The 17,646-nt window shown below is 62.1% G+C and carries 14 protein-coding genes; 2 read left to right on the top strand and 12 right to left on the bottom strand.

Translation table 11 applies throughout. From position 1 onward, the window contains the following. Positions 1 to 3: 3 nt before the first annotated feature. Positions 4 to 1,278, bottom strand: a complete 1,275-nt coding sequence (locus ABID19_RS21750; protein WP_354493034.1) for an extracellular solute-binding protein — start codon at positions 1,276 to 1,278, stop codon at positions 4 to 6. A 183-nt stretch (positions 1,279 to 1,461) separates the two neighbouring features. Further along, positions 1,462 to 2,625 (bottom strand): ROK family transcriptional regulator, encoded by a 1,164-nt coding sequence (locus tag ABID19_RS21745; RefSeq protein ID WP_354493033.1) that lies wholly within the window; start codon positions 2,623 to 2,625, stop codon positions 1,462 to 1,464. A gap of 153 nt (positions 2,626 to 2,778) precedes the next feature. Here ABID19_RS21745 and ABID19_RS21740 point away from each other — a divergent pair, with 153 nt between their 5' ends. Continuing rightward, complete coding sequence (locus ABID19_RS21740; RefSeq protein ID WP_354493032.1) at positions 2,779 to 3,927, top strand: DSD1 family PLP-dependent enzyme; 1,149 nt, start codon at positions 2,779 to 2,781, stop codon at positions 3,925 to 3,927. A gap of 76 nt (positions 3,928 to 4,003) precedes the next feature. Here the strand turns inward: ABID19_RS21740 and ABID19_RS21735 are convergent, their stop codons facing one another. The 10 genes from ABID19_RS21735 to ABID19_RS21690 all read right to left on the bottom strand — a co-directional run bounded on the left by ABID19_RS21735 (position 4,004) and on the right by ABID19_RS21690 (position 16,533). Continuing rightward, entirely contained in the window at positions 4,004 to 5,554 is a 1,551-nt protein-coding gene (locus tag ABID19_RS21735; protein WP_354493031.1) for a cation:proton antiporter, read from the bottom strand. A gap of 136 nt (positions 5,555 to 5,690) precedes the next feature. After that, entirely contained in the window at positions 5,691 to 6,755 is a 1,065-nt protein-coding gene (locus ABID19_RS21730) for an ABC transporter ATP-binding protein (protein ID WP_354493030.1), read from the bottom strand. Positions 6,756 to 6,769: 14 nt separating this feature from the next. Further along, a complete protein-coding gene (locus tag ABID19_RS21725; RefSeq protein WP_354493029.1) occupies positions 6,770 to 7,561 on the bottom strand; it encodes an ABC transporter permease in 792 nt (263 codons plus the stop codon). Then, positions 7,558 to 8,547: an ABC transporter permease gene (locus tag ABID19_RS21720; protein ID WP_352933057.1), complete on the bottom strand. Its 990-nt coding sequence runs from the start codon at positions 8,545 to 8,547 to the stop codon at positions 7,558 to 7,560. The genes ABID19_RS21725 and ABID19_RS21720 overlap by 4 nt, the downstream gene beginning before the upstream one ends. A 148-nt stretch (positions 8,548 to 8,695) precedes the next feature. Next, complete coding sequence (locus ABID19_RS21715) at positions 8,696 to 9,802, bottom strand: ABC transporter substrate-binding protein (RefSeq protein WP_352933055.1); 1,107 nt, start codon at positions 9,800 to 9,802, stop codon at positions 8,696 to 8,698. Positions 9,803 to 10,045: 243 nt separating this feature from the next. After that, positions 10,046 to 11,218, bottom strand: coding sequence for an iron-containing alcohol dehydrogenase (locus ABID19_RS21710; protein WP_354493028.1), 1,173 nt, complete (start codon positions 11,216 to 11,218; stop codon positions 10,046 to 10,048). A gap of 17 nt (positions 11,219 to 11,235) precedes the next feature. Further along, a complete protein-coding gene (locus ABID19_RS21705) occupies positions 11,236 to 12,624 on the bottom strand; it encodes an aldehyde dehydrogenase family protein (RefSeq protein WP_354493027.1) in 1,389 nt (462 codons plus the stop codon). 88 nt (positions 12,625 to 12,712) lie between these two features. Next, entirely contained in the window at positions 12,713 to 14,083 is a 1,371-nt protein-coding gene (locus ABID19_RS21700) for a glutamine synthetase family protein (protein ID WP_354493026.1), read from the bottom strand. A 92-nt stretch (positions 14,084 to 14,175) separates the two neighbouring features. After that, the gene (locus ABID19_RS21695; protein ID WP_354493025.1) at positions 14,176 to 15,690 is read right to left on the bottom strand and encodes an amino acid permease; all 1,515 of its coding nucleotides are present in this window, start codon (positions 15,688 to 15,690) and stop codon (positions 14,176 to 14,178) included. A gap of 21 nt (positions 15,691 to 15,711) precedes the next feature. After that, positions 15,712 to 16,533 (bottom strand): N-formylglutamate amidohydrolase, encoded by an 822-nt coding sequence (locus ABID19_RS21690; RefSeq protein WP_354493024.1) that lies wholly within the window; start codon positions 16,531 to 16,533, stop codon positions 15,712 to 15,714. A 135-nt stretch (positions 16,534 to 16,668) separates the two neighbouring features. Between ABID19_RS21690 and ABID19_RS21685 the strand changes: the two genes are divergently transcribed. After that, positions 16,669 to 17,496, top strand: coding sequence for a MurR/RpiR family transcriptional regulator (locus ABID19_RS21685; RefSeq protein WP_354493023.1), 828 nt, complete (start codon positions 16,669 to 16,671; stop codon positions 17,494 to 17,496). Positions 17,497 to 17,646: the final 150 nt, after the last annotated feature.

The following is a 17,646-nucleotide window of genomic DNA, read 5'->3' as shown; positions in this document are numbered from 1 at the left end:
GCGTCAGCCGCCGGCCAGGCACTCGTTGAGCTCTTCGACAAGCTCCTTGGCGCCGTCCTGCGGAGTGACCCCGCCATCGGCGACCGCCTGGGCGTTGTCGGTCAGGATGGAGCGGTAGCAGTTTGGATAGGCGCCCTTGAAATAGGGCGGCATGCCGTCGATCGCCTTTGCCGCCGCCTTGTTGGTGATGGCGATCAGCGGATCGCTGGCGACCGAAGGATCGGCCATTGCCGCCGCGCTCGCATTGTATCGCGACAAGAGCTTCGCCCAGCGCAGCATCTGCTCCTTGGCGGTGACGTAGGCGGCAAATTCGAACGCGACCTGTGCATTCTTGTTTGGCGCAACGCCGATGAACTCATAGCCCTTGATGCCGCCATAGTCGCCTTCGGTCTTGCCGGGCACCAGCACGTAGTCATATTTCAAGCCGGAGGCCTTGGCCGCTTCCGCATAGGTCGGGTTGACCCACGGGCCGACCAGATGGAAGGCGAGCTGGTTCGAGATGAACAGATCCTTGGTCGCCTGGTCGTTGCGGCTGGTGCCGCTGGTGTATGGTTGCATGTCGACGAACATCTGCAACGTTTGCGCATATTTCGCTTCATTGACCTTGGTCTTCTTGGTCTCGAAATCCGCACCCCACTCGTCAGGTGTCGCAACGCCCGAATAAGTGTCGACGACTGACTGCCAGGCCTGAGTCTGGTCCGGCACGGCGTATTTGCCGGAGGCCTTGACCTTTTCCATCTGCGACAGCCAGTCCGCCCAGTCCTTGATCGGTGCCGCGGTGTCGACCCCGGCATCCTTAAGGACGGTCAGGTTGCGGAACATGAACGAGCCGTAGCCGGTATAAGGCAGGCAATACATCGTTTCGGGCTTTGGCGAACACATGGCGACAAGGGCTGGATCGAACGAGTCGCGATACTCCTTGGGCATTGCCATGAACTCGGCATAGATGTTCTTGAGCGCGCCAGCCTCGACCAGTGTGGCGCCGACATTAACGCCGTTCATGAACACATCGGGAAGGTTCCCGGACGCAGCACCCGTAACCTGGCCGGTCGTCAGATCGTCATCGCCCTTGCCGGAGATGTTGATGGTGACGTTCGGGTGGGCCTTGCGGAATTCCTCGATGAAGGTCTGCTGAAGCTTGAGCGCCTCACCCTGGGCGAAATCCGAATAGACCCAATATTCCAGGGTGACGGGGTCCTGAGCGCGAGCGCCGCTGATCGTTGCGGCCGTGGCAAGCGCGACAGCGCAGACCGCATGCATATAACGTGTCGAAATCATTCAGACCTCCATTGTGGTTTACGGGTTCCCGATCGAGACGTGGCCCGGATCGACCCAAGGCGTTTTCTGCTTCTTATTATGTTACGCACCTTAACAAACAAATTCAGACCCGCAAGTGGGGAGCCGAACAAAATTGTTGTAGGAGCGACTGGAGGGTAGTGGGAAGGGTTCAGTGGCGACGGATCACTTGCCGACAAGCAACTCGCATGCATGGTCCGCGGCGATCTTCTCGATGCCGAGCACGGTTGCGTCGGCGCCGAGGCTGCTGGCATGGATTTCCGTCGGGTAGCTCAGCCTGTCGACGGTCTCGCGGACATAGGGCAGCATGATCGCGTTGTCGCCAATGCCGCCGCCGAGCACGACAATGCCGGGGTCGACGACGCCGACGCAGGCCGAGACGATGGCGCCGATATCCTCGGCGTGGCGCTTCACCTGGGCAAGGGCGGCGGCATGCCCCTCGCCGGCCAACGCAAAGAGCGCGGCCGTATCGGCTGGTGCCGCCCCGGCATCCTGCGGCCACGCTGCGCGGGTTCGCTGCATCAGCGCCTCGGCTCCAACATAGTCTTCCAGTCCGGCATTTTGCGGCCGCAGGCCAGGGCCCCACGGGAACGGCAGATGGCCTATTTCGCCGGCGGCACCGCTGCGACCACGGATCAAGCGGCCGCCAAGCACCAAGCCCATGCCGATCTTCAGGCCGATCTGGATGTAGGCAAAATCATTCAGGCCTTGCGCGACGCCATGGCTCTGCTCAGCCAGCGCCGCACAGTTGACATTGTTCTCGAGCAGCAGCGGAACGCCGTCGGGCGGCGTAAAATGCGAGAACAGGTTCTCCTGCCCGGTCGCCGCTCGGGCCGCGTTGTCGGCAACGACGCGCGAAGGCAGTGCGATGCCGAGAGCGCGCAACTTTCCCCAACCCGGCTCGGTCAGCGCCAACGTCGCCTCGACCTCCTCGGCGACCGCCTGGCTGATCTCGGCGCCGAGATGACGCTGGTTGGACGACAGCCGGTAGACACGATGATGGAGAAGCCGCCTGTCGAGCGTGGTGACGCGCGTGCGTACATGGGTCGAGCCGGCGTCGATGGCGATCACATGGCCGGCACCGGCGCCTAACCGGTACATCGCTGCCTTGCGGCCAAGCGGACCCTGCACCTCGCCGATCTTCTCGACATAGCCGGCCGCGAAGAGCTCGGCGATCGAGGAAGACAATGTCGGCCGCGACAGACCAAGCGTCGAACCGAGTTGAGGTCGCGTCGCCGGGCCTGACTGGAAAAGCGTTCGGAACACGGAACGCGCGCTGGACGTGAAGGCAGCCCGAATGTCAGCCTCGCTCAACTGTTTTTGCTTCACACGGTCTTCCTAAAGTTAAGTGTCTTGACAAAATCTATAGATGAGGCAATCCAGAACATCAAATCGATTGCCTTCGCGCAGACTGCCTGAAACCTGGCCAACTGAAAATCCTTGGGTAACCGGCAGCGCAAACCAACGGTGGAAAGAGCCTGCATGACCGGCAGTCGCAACGATCTGGAAATTGGCTATGATGTGCCCGCGGCGGTAGGCGACGCGCTCAAGAGTATTCAGACGCCGGCGCTGGTCATCGATCTCAACGCCTTCGAGCGGAATGTCGAGCGCATGCGGTGCCATGTCGAAAGCATGAACGTTCGGCTGCGCGCCCACGCCAAGACCCACAAATCCGCCGACATCGCTCTCTTTCAGATCGCCAAGGGTGGCGCCTGCGGCGTCTGCTGCCAGAAAGTGTCGGAAGCCGAGGCCTTGGTGCGCGAAGGCGTCCTGGACATCCTCGTCTCCAACCAGGTCACCGGCCCGCTCAAGATCGCGCGGCTGGCGCGACTTGCCGGCAGGGCGCGCATTATTGTCTGCGTCGATGACGCCGCCAATGTCGCCGCATTGTCGAATGCGGCACAGAGCGCAGGCTCAACAATCGAAGTCCTTGTCGAGATCGACTGCGGCGCCCGCCGCTGCGGTGTCCAACCAGGCGCACCGGCGGCCGACCTTGCGCGCTCCATCGCCGCTTCGCCCAATCTCGTGTTTTCCGGTCTGCAAGCCTACCACGGGAGTGCGCAACACATCGTCGATCCGGCCGAACGTCGGACGGCGATCGCCGCAGCAATTGAAATGACGCGCGACACGCTGCGCTTGCTGGCGGAGTTGGGTCTCGAATGCGCGATCGTTGGCGGAGCTGGCACCGGCAGCTTCGACATGGAAGGCGGCTCCGGCGTCTACAACGAGTTGCAGTGCGGTTCCTACATCTTCATGGATGCCGATTATGGCCGGATCCGCGATGATAGCGGCGGTGTGGTCGGAGGCTTCGAACACGCGCTTTTCGTGCTGACCTCGGTCATGAGCAAGACGACGCCGACACGTGTCGTGTGCGACGCCGGCCTCAAGGCATTGGCCGTCGACAGCGGTCTTCCACTGATCTTCGACCGGCCCGGCATTACCTACGTCGCCGCCAATGACGAGCATGGCAAGATCGACGATCCAGGCAACCTGCTCGCCATCGACGACCGGCTATTCCTGGTGCCCGGGCACTGCGATCCGACCTGCAATTTGTATGACTGGTTTGTCGGCGTTCGCGACGGCAAGGTCGAGGCATTGTGGCCGGTAACGGCACGCGGAAAGCTCTATTGATGTCCATTGCCGACATTATGGGCTTCGGTCGCGCTGCGGCCACTTGGCATCGTAGAAATGCGGCTAGAATCCCGCTCTAAGTCGTCAGCGGCTGGAATCGGCCGGGCGGGGAAGCAGCCAGTTCCGACCAGTCGAGTTCCTCCTCCAGCCGATGATATGCTTCGTCGCCAATCGTACCGTCGATACGCAGCCGTTCCAACGCATCACGCTGGCTCTTGACGGCATAGAGGCGCAGCCTGTCGTACTCGGTTGCAGCCTGGGCATCGTCAGGGTTTTCGGCGATCACGCGCTGGGCGGTAAACTGCTCGCGTACCGCGGCCGCGGCACTCGATGTCTTGCCGCTCAACACATCCAGCGCAGCCTGCATGATGGCAACGCGTGCCTGCGCGACCTCGCGGTCGACAGTTTCGTCCGGGTCGAGACGAAGCAAGCGCAGCAGCGGCTTCAGGCTCATGCCTTGCAGCACCAAGGTGCCGAGAACGACCGAGAAAGCGGCGAGCACGATCGGGTCGCGGCCGGGAAAGTCGGCCGGCAGGGCAAACGCTGCCGCAAGGGTGACCAGACCGCGCATGCCGCACCAGCCGATCAGCACGCCGCCGCGAAACGACGGGGCTTCGGCCTGCCGGTTCGCGTCACCGAAGCTGGCAAGCCACCTCATGATGGCGCCGCATCCAAGCACCCAGACGAGCCGCGAAACAATGACGACTGCCAGCACGGCTGCGGCGAAGACGAATGCTTCGACCTGCCCCTGCTCGGCAAGCCGCCCGACGATCGACCGTGCCTGAAGTCCCATCAGGACGAAGGCCAGCACGTTGAGCACGAAGACCGCCGTCTCCCAGACCGAGTAGGAGCTGACGCGATTTCTGGCCGGCATGCGGCGCGGCGCGGTGCGCGCGATGGTCATGGCATAAACCACGATCGTAATAATGGCGGAGAGCCCGACCCGGTCGGCCAGGATCCAGACGCCGAATGTTCCGGCAAATTGCACCACGGTGCCGCTCGCCGGGTCCTCGATGCGGGTGAGCGCGACGAGCGACAATCGGCCGAGCACATAACCGGCGGCAAGGCTGCCGACCGTCGACAGCAAGATCACCGGAATTGCGCCGCTCAGCAGGATGGAGCCGGCAGCTGCGGAAACCGCCATGCGGTAGATCAGGAGTGCGGTGGCGTCATTGAGCAGGCTTTCGCCTTGCAGTATCGCGGTGATGCGGTGCGGCACCTTGAATTGCCCAAGCACTGCCGACGCCGCGACGGCATCGGGCGGCGCCACGATCGCACCAAGGGCGATGGCCGCGGCGACGGGTAGGCCCGCCATTGTCCATCCGACCAGCGCCACCGCCGCGGTTGTGAAGATGACGGCGCCAAGCGCTAGCAAGACAAGCGGCAGCCTGTAGCGATTGAGGTCGCGCAGCGACGTGTCGTAGGCTGCGTCAAGAAGCACCGGCGCAATAAACAAAGCGAGCGCCAGTTCGGGATCGATCTCGATGGTCGGCGCAAACGGCAGGAAGGCGATGCCTACACCTGCCAAAGCCAGCAAGGAGGGATACGGAACCTGAAGACGTCGCGACAGCGCCGTCAGCGCGACGGCGGTCAGCAGGAGAACAAGGGTCAACTCGAAAAGCGCCATGCCTCACCGTAGCGGCGAAGCCAGGCTATTGGCACTGCAAAAAAACGGCGACGGCTTCGGGTGGTGGTGAATGGTTGTTACAGAGAATTTCGGCGCGTAAAGTGCATTCCTTGCCATTCACCATTCACTCTTCATCCTAGTGCAGCACCAGCATGTCGCCCGACGAGAAGGAAATCTCGGCCTTTTCGCCGACGGCGGGCGGCGGCGCGGCCGGGCTGTTGAACGTATCAAGCGATACCGTACTGCCGCCGATGCCGACGCGGACCCGGATGACCGAGCCGAGGAAATGCACTTCGGCGATCTCGCCCGTGAGGCTGGAATCGCGGCCCGGCTGGCGACCGAGCGAAATCGCCTCGGGCCGCAGCGCCAGCGACAGCGTGTCGCCGGATTTCGAACCGTTGAGCTTGCCCTTGAGCGAGACTTCCTGCGTATTGACGCGCACCTTGCCCGAGGCCGCATCGGTGACGGTGCCTTCGAGCACGTTCAGCGTGCCGACGAAATTGGCGACAAACTTGCTTGCCGGCCGGTTGTAGATCTCGAACGGCGTGCCGACCTGCTCGGCCTTGCCGCCATACATGACGGCAATGCGGTCGGAGATCGACAACGCCTCTTCCTGGTCGTGGGTGACGAAGATCGTGGTGATGCCGAGCCTCTTCTGGATCGAGCGGATTTCCTCGCGCAGCGACACGCGGACCTTGGCGTCGAGCGCCGACAACGGCTCGTCGAGCAGCAGGAGCTTCGGTTTCGGCGCAATCGCCCGCGCCAGCGCGATACGCTGCTGTTGGCCGCCCGAGAGCTGGTAGGGATAGCGGTCGCCCATCTGCGGCAGCTTGATGAGGTCGAGCATTTCGGCAACGCGCCTGTCGGCATCGGCCTTTGGCATGCCCGCAACCTTCAGTCCGAAGGCGATGTTCTGGGCCACGGTCAAATTCGGAAACAGCGCATAGGCCTGGAAAACCATGCCGACATTGCGCTGGTTGGGCTTCAACCTTGTGATGTCCTTGCCGGCCACGACGATCTTGCCGGCGCTCGGCTCCTCGAAGCCGGCAACCATGCGCAGCACCGTCGTCTTGCCGCAGCCCGATGGTCCGAGGAAGGAGACGAATTCGCCCGGCTCGACGTCGAGGTTGAAATCCTGGACCACGGTGGTGGGGCCGAAAGATTTTCGGACATGCTGGATGGAGAGGAATGGCTCGGCCATGGCTTTTCTTTCGATCAGTTCGGGCGGTTCGCCGACTTCGGCGCGAAGCGGGACAGGATCTGGATCAGCGACATGCAGCCCCAGGTGATGGCGAAGGCAATGATGGCAAGGGCCGCCGGCTCGTAGGCACGATTGGCGCCGATATTCTGCAAATAAGGACCAAAGGCTGGTCGGTTGAGCAGGCTGGCCATGGTGAATTCGCCGATGACGATGGCAAAGGTAAGAAAGGCGCCCGACAACACTGCGATCAGCACGTTGGGCAGGATGACGCGGGTGATGATCGTGCCCCAGCCGGCGCCGAGGATCTGCGCCGCCTCCGTCAGCGTTCTGACGTCGATGGTGCGCAGCCCGGTATCGACGGCGCGGTACATATAGGGCAGCGCCAGCGTCGCATAGCCGATGACCAACAGGGCGTCGGTGCCCCTACCGCTCGCCAGGAATGGCAGCGGCGAGCTCGATCCGTACATTCTGATGTAGCCGAAGACGATGACGATGGCCGGGATGACCAGCGGCAGCAGCGTGATGAACTCGACGACCGGCCTCAGCTGCGGCAGCCGCAGCCGGATCCAGTAAGCGGTGGGCACGACGATCAGCACGCCGAGGATGATGGTGAAGACGGCCGCGAGCACGGAATAGCCGAAGGTCGCCTGGAAGCGAGGGTCGCCAAGCACGACCTTATAGGCATCGAAGGAATAGACGCCGCGCCGCATGCGCATAGAGAATTCCACGGTCGCGATCAGCGGAATGAAGAAATAGGCCGCGCCCAGCGCAAAGACGACCCAGGCCCAGAAACGTCCGCTCTTCATTTGAGCCATCTTTCGCTGCGCGTCCGGAACCAGATGTAAAAGACGTTGGCAAGGCCGGTGATGACGATCATGCCGAAGGCAATGGCATAGCCGAGATGCGGGTTGTGCAGCACGTCACCGCGGATCTGCGCATAAAGCACGATGGGAATGATGTTGAGCGACGAGCCCGTCAGCGCGTAGGCGGTAGCGATGGCGCCGAAGGCGTTGGCGAACAGCAGGATGACGGTGCCGAGAAAACTCGGCCAGATCACCGGGATGACGACCATGCGCCAGTATTGCGCGGTGGTGGCGCCAAGCGTGGCGGCGGCCTCGCCCCATTCCTTCTTCAGTCCGTCGATCGCCGGTGTGATGATGACCACCATCAGCGGGATCTGGAAATAGACATAGGTCAACGTCAGGCCCCAGAACGACAGGATGTTGAAGCCGTGGGCGTAGATGTTGAAGCCGAACACGGTGTTCAGGATCACTGTCGCGAGGCCGAGGCGGCCGAGCGTGGCAAGGAAGGCGAAGGCCAGCGGCACGCCGGCGAAATTCGAAGCCACGCCGGAAAAGGTCAGCGTCGCCGACCGTATCCAGTTCGGCAGGCCGCCGCGCACGATGGCAATGGCAATGGCCAGACCGGCAAATGCGCCGATGAGCGACGAAGCAAGGCTGATCTTGATCGAGATCCAGTAGGCGGCAAGGATGCTGGGCAGCCTGCAGTTTCCATCGACCCAGGAGATCCAGGAATCATACTGGCACCGCATGTATTTCGACAGGTTGGGCGGGTCGAAGATACCGACGATATTGTCGAAGGTGAATGCGCCGGCATCGTTCTGGAACGCGCCGAGCACCAGATAGAGCGTGGGCAGGACCAGGAACATGATGGCGAAGATGAAGAACGGCGCCACGCCCAGCCATTGCGTCGGTAGCCGAAACGCGCGCGCCTCGCTGGGCGGCGCCGTCTTCCCGGCAATCGCGTGATCGGAAAGCGAGAGATCGGTCATGCGCCGGCTACCGTCTTGTCGCATCAGCCCGAAAATCGAACTCGATCTTCGGAAAGTACGATGCGAAAATTTGAGTGCTAGAGCGTACTTTGTGCGTCGCTCTAGTGGAATACCGGGCGGCAATGAAGCCGCCCGGCGGTTTTCAATCTTACTGAACGTTGGCGCCGACGACGGCGTCCCAGTTCTTGGTAATGGCTTCCTTGGCCTTGCCCTGCTCCTCGAGCGTCGGGAACACCGCGGCCTCATAAGATGCGGCCGGCGGCAGCTTGGCCAGCACGTCCTCCGGGATCTTGCCGTTCTTGGCGAGATCGTTGAAGCGGATCGGGTGGCAATAGCCCTTCAGCCAGCCGATCTGGCCTTCGTCGGAATAGAGGTACTCCATCCAGAGCTTGGCGGCATTCGGATGCGGCGCATAGGCGCTGATCGCCTGCACGTAGACACCGGCGACGACGCCGGTCTTCGGCACCACGACGTCGACCGGCGGGTTGCCGTTCAGCGTGTCGCGGCCGGCAAGCGCATTGTAGTCCCAGTTGATCAGGATCGGCGTCTGACCCTGCGCAAGCGTCGCCGGCTTACCGATGACCGGCACGAAATTGCCGGCGGCATTGAGCTTCTTGAAGAAGTCGAGGCCGGCAGTACCTGCGGCTTCACCGGCCGCAGCGCCGCTTGAAAGACCGGCGGCATACACCGCCTGGATCGCCTGGTTCGAGGCGCGCGGATCCCCGGCGAGTGCGACGGCGTTGGCGTATTCCGGCTTCAGAAGATCGGCCCAATCGGCCGGCACTTCCTTGACCAGATCCTTATTCACCATCATCGACAGAACGCCGTAATAGTCGCCGTACCAGGCGCCATCGGCATCCTTGGCGCTGTCCGGGATCGAGTCCCAGGTCGACACCTTGTAGGGCATCAACAGGCCGTCGGCCTTGGCCGTGGGTCCGAAAGACAGGCCGACATCGATGACGTCGGGCGCCTGCGGGCCCTTGTTGTCCTTGTTGGCCTTGATCGCCTCGATCTCGTCGCCGGAGCCGGCATCGGGGTTGAGCTCGTTGACGGTGATTTCCGGATATTTCGCCTTGAAGCCGGCGATCACGGCGCCATAGCCGCACCAGTCATGTGGCAGCGCGATGGTGGTGAGCTGGCCTTCCGCCTTGGCAGCGGCAACCAGTTCATCCATGGACTGGGCCGACGATATGGCAGAGGTCGCCATCAGGGCGACGGCCGTAAGGGAAAGCACTTTTCCCGTGAATTTGAACATGTGTTCTCTCCGTTGAACTGACGCCGTTGGACGCCTGCGATGCGGTATCGTTTTCCTGTGACAGCCAGATGAAAGCTTTGTGAAAGCGATGCCCTGCAGTACGAAAAAGTAAACTCTTTTTAACCTGTTGTAGCAATCGCTCCGCGATTCTTTTTCCGGCTAACTAATTTCGGCGTTGCCCTTCATCCTTTCCCCTTTCTTTGCCCTCAATTCCCAGATCAATTTCTCGGCGTAAAAACCGTCTCAGACGGTGCCCGCAATCGCGTTTTCGAGCAGCGTCAGCGCGGCCTTCTTGGTCAGCTTGACCGGGTTGCCGCCGGCGGTCGGATCGACCACCGCCATGTCGGCGATCAGGCCCTTGCGCTTCTTGTCCATGTCGAGCCCCTTGATCAGGCCCGGCAGCGCATGCGGCACCTTCAGTTCCTTGCGCAGCTTGATAACGGCCTTGGCGAACCCGTCGAAGCCGCCCTTGATGCCGCAATAGGCCGCGAGCCGAGCGATACGCATTTCGACGGCGTCGCGGTTGAAGGCCAGCACGTAAGGCATGAACACGGCGTTGGTCATGCCGTGATGGGTGTCGTAGAGCGCGCCGATCGGATGCGACAGCGAGTGGATGGCGCCTAGCCCTTTCTGGAAGGCGGCAGCGCCCATCGCAGCGGCGCTCATCATATGGGCGCGGGCGACGAGATCCTTGCCATTGGCGTAGGCTTTCGGCAGGTTTTCGAAGACGAGCCGCACGCCTTCGACAGCGATGCCATCGGCCATAGGATGATAGCTTGGCGCGCAATAGGCTTCGAGGCAGTGAGCGAGCGCATCCATGCCGGTACCGGCGGTGATGAAGCTAGGCATGCCCACCGACAATTCTGGATCGGCGATGACGATCGCCGGCAAAAGTTTTGGATGGAAGATGACCTTCTTCGTGTGGGTCGCTTCATTGGTGATGACGGCGGCGCGGCCGACCTCCGAACCGGTGCCAGCCGTCGTCGGCACGGCGATGATCGGTGCGATCGCATCGGAATTGGCGCGCGTCCACCAGTCGCCGATATCCTCGAAATCCCAGACCGGCCGCGTCTGGCCCGCCTGGAAGGCGATCAGCTTACCGAGGTCGAGCGCCGAGCCGCCGCCGAAGGCGATGACACCGTCATGCTTGCCCTTCTTGAACGCGGCAATGCCGGCGGTCAGGTTGGACTCGACCGGGTTCGGCTTGACCTCGGAAAACACCCCATAAGATATCTTGGCATCGTCGAGCATCTTCAGTGTCGAGGCGACGACCGGCAGCTTGGCCAGCCCCGGATCGGTGACGAAGAGCGGCCGCTTAATGCCGACGGCATCAAGCACATCAGGCAACTCCTTGATGCGCCCCGCACCGAAGCGCACGGTAGTCGGGTAATTCCATTTGGAAATGAGTTTTGACATTTTGTTCTTTCAGAAAATCAGATGGCTTCACGCAGATGATATGATTTCGGCCTCGTCAGATTGTCGTAGCCGATGGCCGACAGGGCCGCGCCCTTGCCGGTGTCCTTGACGCCGGTCCAGACCAGCGCCGGATCAAGATAGTCGCAGCGGTTCATGAACACGGTGCCGGTCTCGACGCGGTCTCCGATCGCCACCGCATGCTCGGTGTCGCGGGTCCAGATCGACGCCGTCAGCCCGTAGGGGCTGTCGTTCATCAGCGCGATCGCTTCCTCGTCGTTGCGCACCTTCATGATGCCGACGATCGGCCCAAAGCTTTCCTCGCGCATCACGCTCATCTGATGATCGACTTCGGTCAGCACTTCCGGCGCCAGATACGGCGAGCCCGGCTCGTCGTTGCCAACCTTCATGGTGATGAGCGCCTTGGCACCCTTGCGCAGCGCCTCGGCCTTCTGTTCGCGGATCAGGTCGGCGAAGCGCGCCTGTGCCATCGGTCCCATCGTCGTCGCCTGATCGAGCGGGTTGCCGACGACGTAGTTCCTGGTTTCGGCGATGAAGCCTTCGACGAATTCGTCATAGACCTTCTCGTGGACATAGACGCGCTCGATGCCGCAGCAGCACTGGCCGGAATTATAGAAGGCGCCGTCGACCAAATTGGCAACCGCATGGTCCATCTTGGCATCGGCCAGGACATAGGCCGGGTCCTTGCCGCCGAGCTCGAGGCCGAGCGTCATGAAGGTGCCTGCCGCAGCCTTTTCGATGGCGCGGCCGCCGGCGACCGAGCCGGTGAAATTGACATGGTCAATCTTGCCCGAGCCGAGCAGTCTTTCCGTCTGGGCGTGGTTCATGACGAGGTTCTGGAACAGGCCTTTCGGTAGGCCTGCCTTGTCGAAGGCCTGTTGAAAGCGTTCGCCGACCAGCAGCGTCTGCGCCGCGTGCTTGAGGATGACGGCGCTGCCGGCCATCAACGCCGGCACGATGGTGTTGACGGCGGTGAGATAGGGATAGTTCCACGGCGCGATCACCATGACCACGCCGAGCGGCACCTTCTTCACATAGCGGCGAAATCCGTCCTTCGGATTGGAGGCCAGGACCGGCTTGAGCGCCGCCTCGGCGATTTCGACCATGTAGTTCGTGCGTTCCCTGACGCCGCCGAACTCGCCGCCATAACGCACCGGGCGGCCCATCTGCCAGGCGATCTCCGGGACGATCTCGTCGGTCATGGCGACCAGCGCTTCCAGCATGGCAAGCATGTACTTGCCGCGCTCGACGACCGGCGTTTCAGCCCATTTCTCCTGCGCCGCCTTGGCACGCTCGACCGCGGCATTGATCGCATGATCGGTCGCGATCGGCCGCTCGGCATAGACCGAACCATCGACGGGAGATTTTATTTTGACCGTTTCGGTCATTCCTTGAGTCCTCGCAGTTTTTGATAATCATGGTTTTGAGCCGGCCGCCGTCGGGCGCCAAAGGCTGGACGGAAGCGCTGGCGTAATTTTAATACCGCTCGAACCCCCTGTGCAGCTCCCAGTCCGTAATGCGGCGATCGTATTCGAACTGCTCCCAGCGCGCCGTGTGCACGTAATGTTCGAGCACGCCGTCACCGAACGCCTGCTTCAGCATCTCCGATTTCGCCAGCGTCTCTGTGGCATCACGCAGGGTCTTCGGAATTTCCGGCAGCTGCGAGGCCTGATAGGCATCGCCGACGAAGGGCTTTTGCAATTCCAGCTTTTCGTCGATGCCGGCAAGCCCGGCCGCAATCAGCGCGGCGAAGGCAAGGTAAGGGTTGAGGTCGGCCCCACCGATACGGCATTCCATGCGGATGCCCTTAGTGCCCTCGCCGCACAGGCGGAAGCCGGCGGTGCGGTTGTCCTCGCTCCACATGATCTTGGTCGGCGCGAAGGTGCCGGCCTGGAAGCGCTTGTAGGAATTGATGTAGGGCGCCAGGAACCAGGTGAATTCCTTCGCGTATTTGAGTTGGCCGGCCGCCCATTGCTGACCGAGCGTCGACAGAGTCCATTCAGCATTCTTGTCGTAGAAAAGCGGCATCTTGCCGTCAGCGCTCCACAGCGAATTGTGGATGTGGCTGGAATTGCCGGCCAGCCCGTAATTGTACTTGGCCATGAACGAGATCGCCTTGCCTTCGGACTCGGCGATTTCCTTGGCGCCGTTCTTCAGGATGACGTGGCGGTCGGCCATGTCGAGCGCCTCGGCATAGCGCACATTGATCTCTTCCTGGCCCGGTCCCCACTCGCCCTTGGAGTTCTCGATCGGGATGCCGGCAGCCTCCATCTCGTTGCGCAGCCGGCGCATGACGCCTTCTTCCTTGGTCGTGATGCCGATCTGGTAGTCGCCGATATAGGGCGAGGCTGTGTCGAGGCCCTGCCAGTGCTTCTTGCGGGCGGAATCATAGGTCTCGCTGAACAGATAGAATTCGAGTTCGGAGGCGAAATAACCGATATAACCGCGCTCGCTCAGCCGCTTGATCTGCTTCTTCAGGATGGCGCGCGGCGAATGCGGCAGGTCATCATGGGTGTGGTGGTCGAGCACGTCGCAGATCACCAGCGCCGTCTTTTCCAACCATGGAATGCGCCGCAGCGTCGACAGATCCGGCTTCATGACGAAGTCGCCGTAACCCTTGGACCAGCTCGCCGCCTTGTAGCCGGGCACCGGTTCCATATCGATGTCGGCGGCCAAGAGATAGTTGCAGCCATGCGTCTCGTCATGGGCGGAATCGACGAAATACTGGGCCAGGAACCGCTTTCCAGCCAGCCGCCCCTGCATGTCGACGATGCAGGCCAGCACCGTGTCGACCTCGTCGTTGGAGACCGCCTTCTTCAACTGATCGAACGAGAAATTTCCGGCCATTCTTGCAAGCTCCGCCGCCTTTATGGCGCTTCGAGAGTTCAAATCTGGACCCGGCCGCGGGAAGCGGCCGGGTGTTTTTGGGTTCGAGCAGGTCAGGCTTTCTGCGCGTGCTCCAGCGCGAACTCTTCTTCCGGCGACAGGATCAGCTTATGACGGCCGACCAGCCCGAAATAGACGATCGCGATGGCGAACCACAACGCAACCCACACCACGCCCTTGGTGAAGTTCGCATCCTGAATCTGGTAGAGCAGAGTGACCACGCCGATGACGATCGTCAGCACGGCACCCGGGACGCCGAGCGGGCTGCGATAGGGACGTTCCATGTTCGGCTGGTTCCGGCGCAGCAGGATGAAGGACACCGCCTGCAGGATGTAGGAGAACATGGCGCCGAACACCGCCATGTTCAGCAACACCGAGCCGATGAGCGAACCGGCTGCGTCGCCGCCTAGCGCAAACCACATGATCAGCATGATGCCGAAGCCGACGATGGCACCCGCAAACATCGCCACATACGGCGTCTTGTAGGATTTGTGGGTGACCGACAGTGCGGACGGGAAATAGCCCGCACGGCTCAGCGAATAGACCTGGCGGCCCATGGCGAAGATGATGGTGTGGAAGCTTGCGATCAATCCAACCAGCGCGATGAGGCCAAGCAGCACTGCACCGGAGTCGCCATAAATCGCCCGGAACCCGTCGAGCAAAGGCTCGCCGGAAGTGGCGAGCTTGAAGGAACCGACTCCGATGACCGACGGGTTGAGCAGCACGATCATGAAGGCCGAGACTATCAGCGTCAGCATGCCGGCGATAATGCCACGCGGCATGTCGCGCTTGGGGTCGACCGATTCTTCCGCCGCCAGCGGAAGCTGCTCGATCGCCAGGAACAGCCACACCGCGAAGGGCAACGTCGCCAGCACGCCCGACAAGCCGAACGGGAACATCGAGCCATTGCCTTCGGGAAGTTCCATCGCCGCTCCGTCCGGACCGACGCCGATGTTCAGCGCCCAGCGCGAAAAGTCCATGCTCGGAATGGCGCTGATCCAGAAGACGATCAGCACGGCAAGCGATAGCAGCGTCACGATCAGGGTGACGCGGAAGGACAGCGCGACGCCGAAAATGTTCAACGCCAGGAACACGGCATAGGTCACTAGCCACCAGAGTGGTGGCCAAACGCTGGAGTCGGGAAAGGCGACTGACCAGATGCCCCCCATATAAGAGCCAATGAAGAAGGCGATGACGGCCGGCGTCACGACATACTCGACGTTTTCGCAAAGCCCGGTGATGAAGCCGCCCCACGGTCCCATCGCCGTCCGGGCGAAGGAGTAGGCAGCGCCGGTATGCGGCAGGGCCGGGCTCATCTCCGCGATCGAGAAGACGAGGCCGATATACATGATGGCAATGATGATGCCGGCAACCAGCATGCCGCCCCAACCGCCGGTCCCAAATCCGAAATTCCAGCCCGAGAAATGTCCTGAGATGACGGCACCTACGCCGAGTGCCCACAGATGCCAGACATTGGCATGACGCACCAGTTGCCGGTCCTCGAAATAAGATTTGTCGCGCTTCGCATACGCGACGCTGCCGACTTGCTTCGTATTACCACCTGCCATTTGAAAGTCCCCTTCTTCTTGTCAGTTGACCGGTTCCACTGGATGACCGAGCCCGCGCCGGCCAGATCCCTGGGATCCGGATGACGGCTCGATATCGGAAAAAATACCCGTGAGCAGATCCGCCCATTTTCGCTGCCCGGCTTCGTCGGATACTTGGTCGTTGCGGATTTCGATCATCGCGCAGGGTAGCCCCCGCGGGCGCGCGTGGCGTTCCAGCGTGAAATACACGCGGTCGGCCGGCGAATAGGGTTCGTTGACGCCGACCGTGACGCCGGCGAGCCGCTGCAGCGCGGCGATAAGCGGCGCTGCCAGCCGCCGATCCTCGTCATGGATAATGCCGATGTGCCAGGGCCGGCTCGTGCCGTTGTAGACCGGGGTGAAGGAATGGATCGAGACCAGCCGCGTCTCGAGCCCGTGCACCAGCCTTTTGTCGATAATGCTCGCAACCGCATCATGAAAGGGTTGCCAGGCTAGGGCGATGCGCACGGCGCGCTGCTTTTCCGACAAGCCGGCATTGCCCGGAATGGCCGTGGTCTCGCTGACCGGCGGCACCAGGTCGGGCGCATCCAGTGGCCGGTTGCAGTCGATGACAAGCCGCGAAATGCAGGTTTCGACCAGCGTCGCGTCGAGCGCCTCGGCCATGCGGCGAGCGACCGGCAGCGCGCCGGGGTCCCAGGCGATGTGGCGGGAAAGCTGCTCGGCAGCAAGGCCGAGCGTTCCGAATTCCGGCGGCAGGAAGTTGGAGGCGTGGTCGCAGGTCAGCACGAAAGGGCTCGAACCGCCAGGGTTGGTCACCCTCACGGTTTCAGGCGATGCAAGGCTGGCGGGCCGTGCTGTCTCCATTGTCCTGTCGTCCCCAGGGAGCGCTGTATCGTATGTTACGTATTTTGCCTCATTGCGTCCCTGCGGATGATTTCATACAGTTTGTCGGGCTTTGTCAAACGCGATTTCGGCAAAGCGGCCAAGGGTGGGGAAAAGATGATTTCGAGTATTGCCGAACTGATCTCGGACCGCATCGGCGCGATGCCGGCGGGGGAGCGCCGCGCAGCGCAAACGCTGATCGCCAGCTACCCGCTGATTGGCCTGAAAACGGTCGCCGAGTTCTCAGCTGCCGCCGGCGTCTCCTCACCGACGATCCTGCGTTTCGTCGCCCGGCTCGGCTTCCAGAATTATCCGGAATTCCAATCGGCGCTGCAGGATGAGCTGGCGGCGCAATTGCAGTCGCCAGCGTCACGGACGCTCAACCAGCCGTCGCCGAACGGCGGCGCGGTGTCGCCGATGCTGGAGGCGACGCTCGATAATATGCGCGAGACGTTCAGGCACTTGTCCGACAAGCAGCTTGCCGACATCGTCGCAAAGCTTGCCGACCGACGCGGCAAGACGTTCCTGATCGGCGGCCGCTTCACCGATCCGCTGGCGCGCTACATGGCCGCCCACCTCGCCATCGTCCAGCCCAACGTCTTTCACCTCGCCGGACAGGAAAGCGTCTGGCGCGACCGGCTGATCGACATGGGCAAGCGCGACGTGCTGGTGATCTTCGACATCAGGCGCTACCAGGACAGCCTGGTCCGTTTCGCCGAAACGGCGCACCAGCGTGGCGTGCAGATCGTGCTGTTCACTGACCAGTGGCTGTCGCCGATCGCCCGCTTCGCCCGCCATGTCATCGCCGGGCGCACCGCCGTGCCCTCCGCTTGGGACTCCTCGGCGGCCCTTTTCGTCGTTGCCGAAACGCTGATCGGCGCCGTCACCCGGCAGCTCGAGGCCGACGGCGCCAAACGCATCCGCGAGCTGGAAAGCCTGCGGTAGCCGACGTGGCCTGAACGCATGATCGCTTCTGTGCCGGAGAAGCCGACCAGCACAGCCAAACGCAAACGGCCCGCTTGAGGCGGGCCGTTTTTGGATTTGGTTGCGGGGACAGGATTTGAACCTGTGACCTTCAGGTTATGAGCCTGACGA

This window comes from Mesorhizobium robiniae, assembly GCF_040545535.1.
In the GTDB taxonomy this organism is placed as follows: Bacteria; Pseudomonadota; Alphaproteobacteria; order Rhizobiales; family Rhizobiaceae; genus Mesorhizobium; species Mesorhizobium robiniae.
Note: the sequence above shows the minus strand (reverse complement) of the source record. Positions and strands in the feature narration are given on the sequence as shown.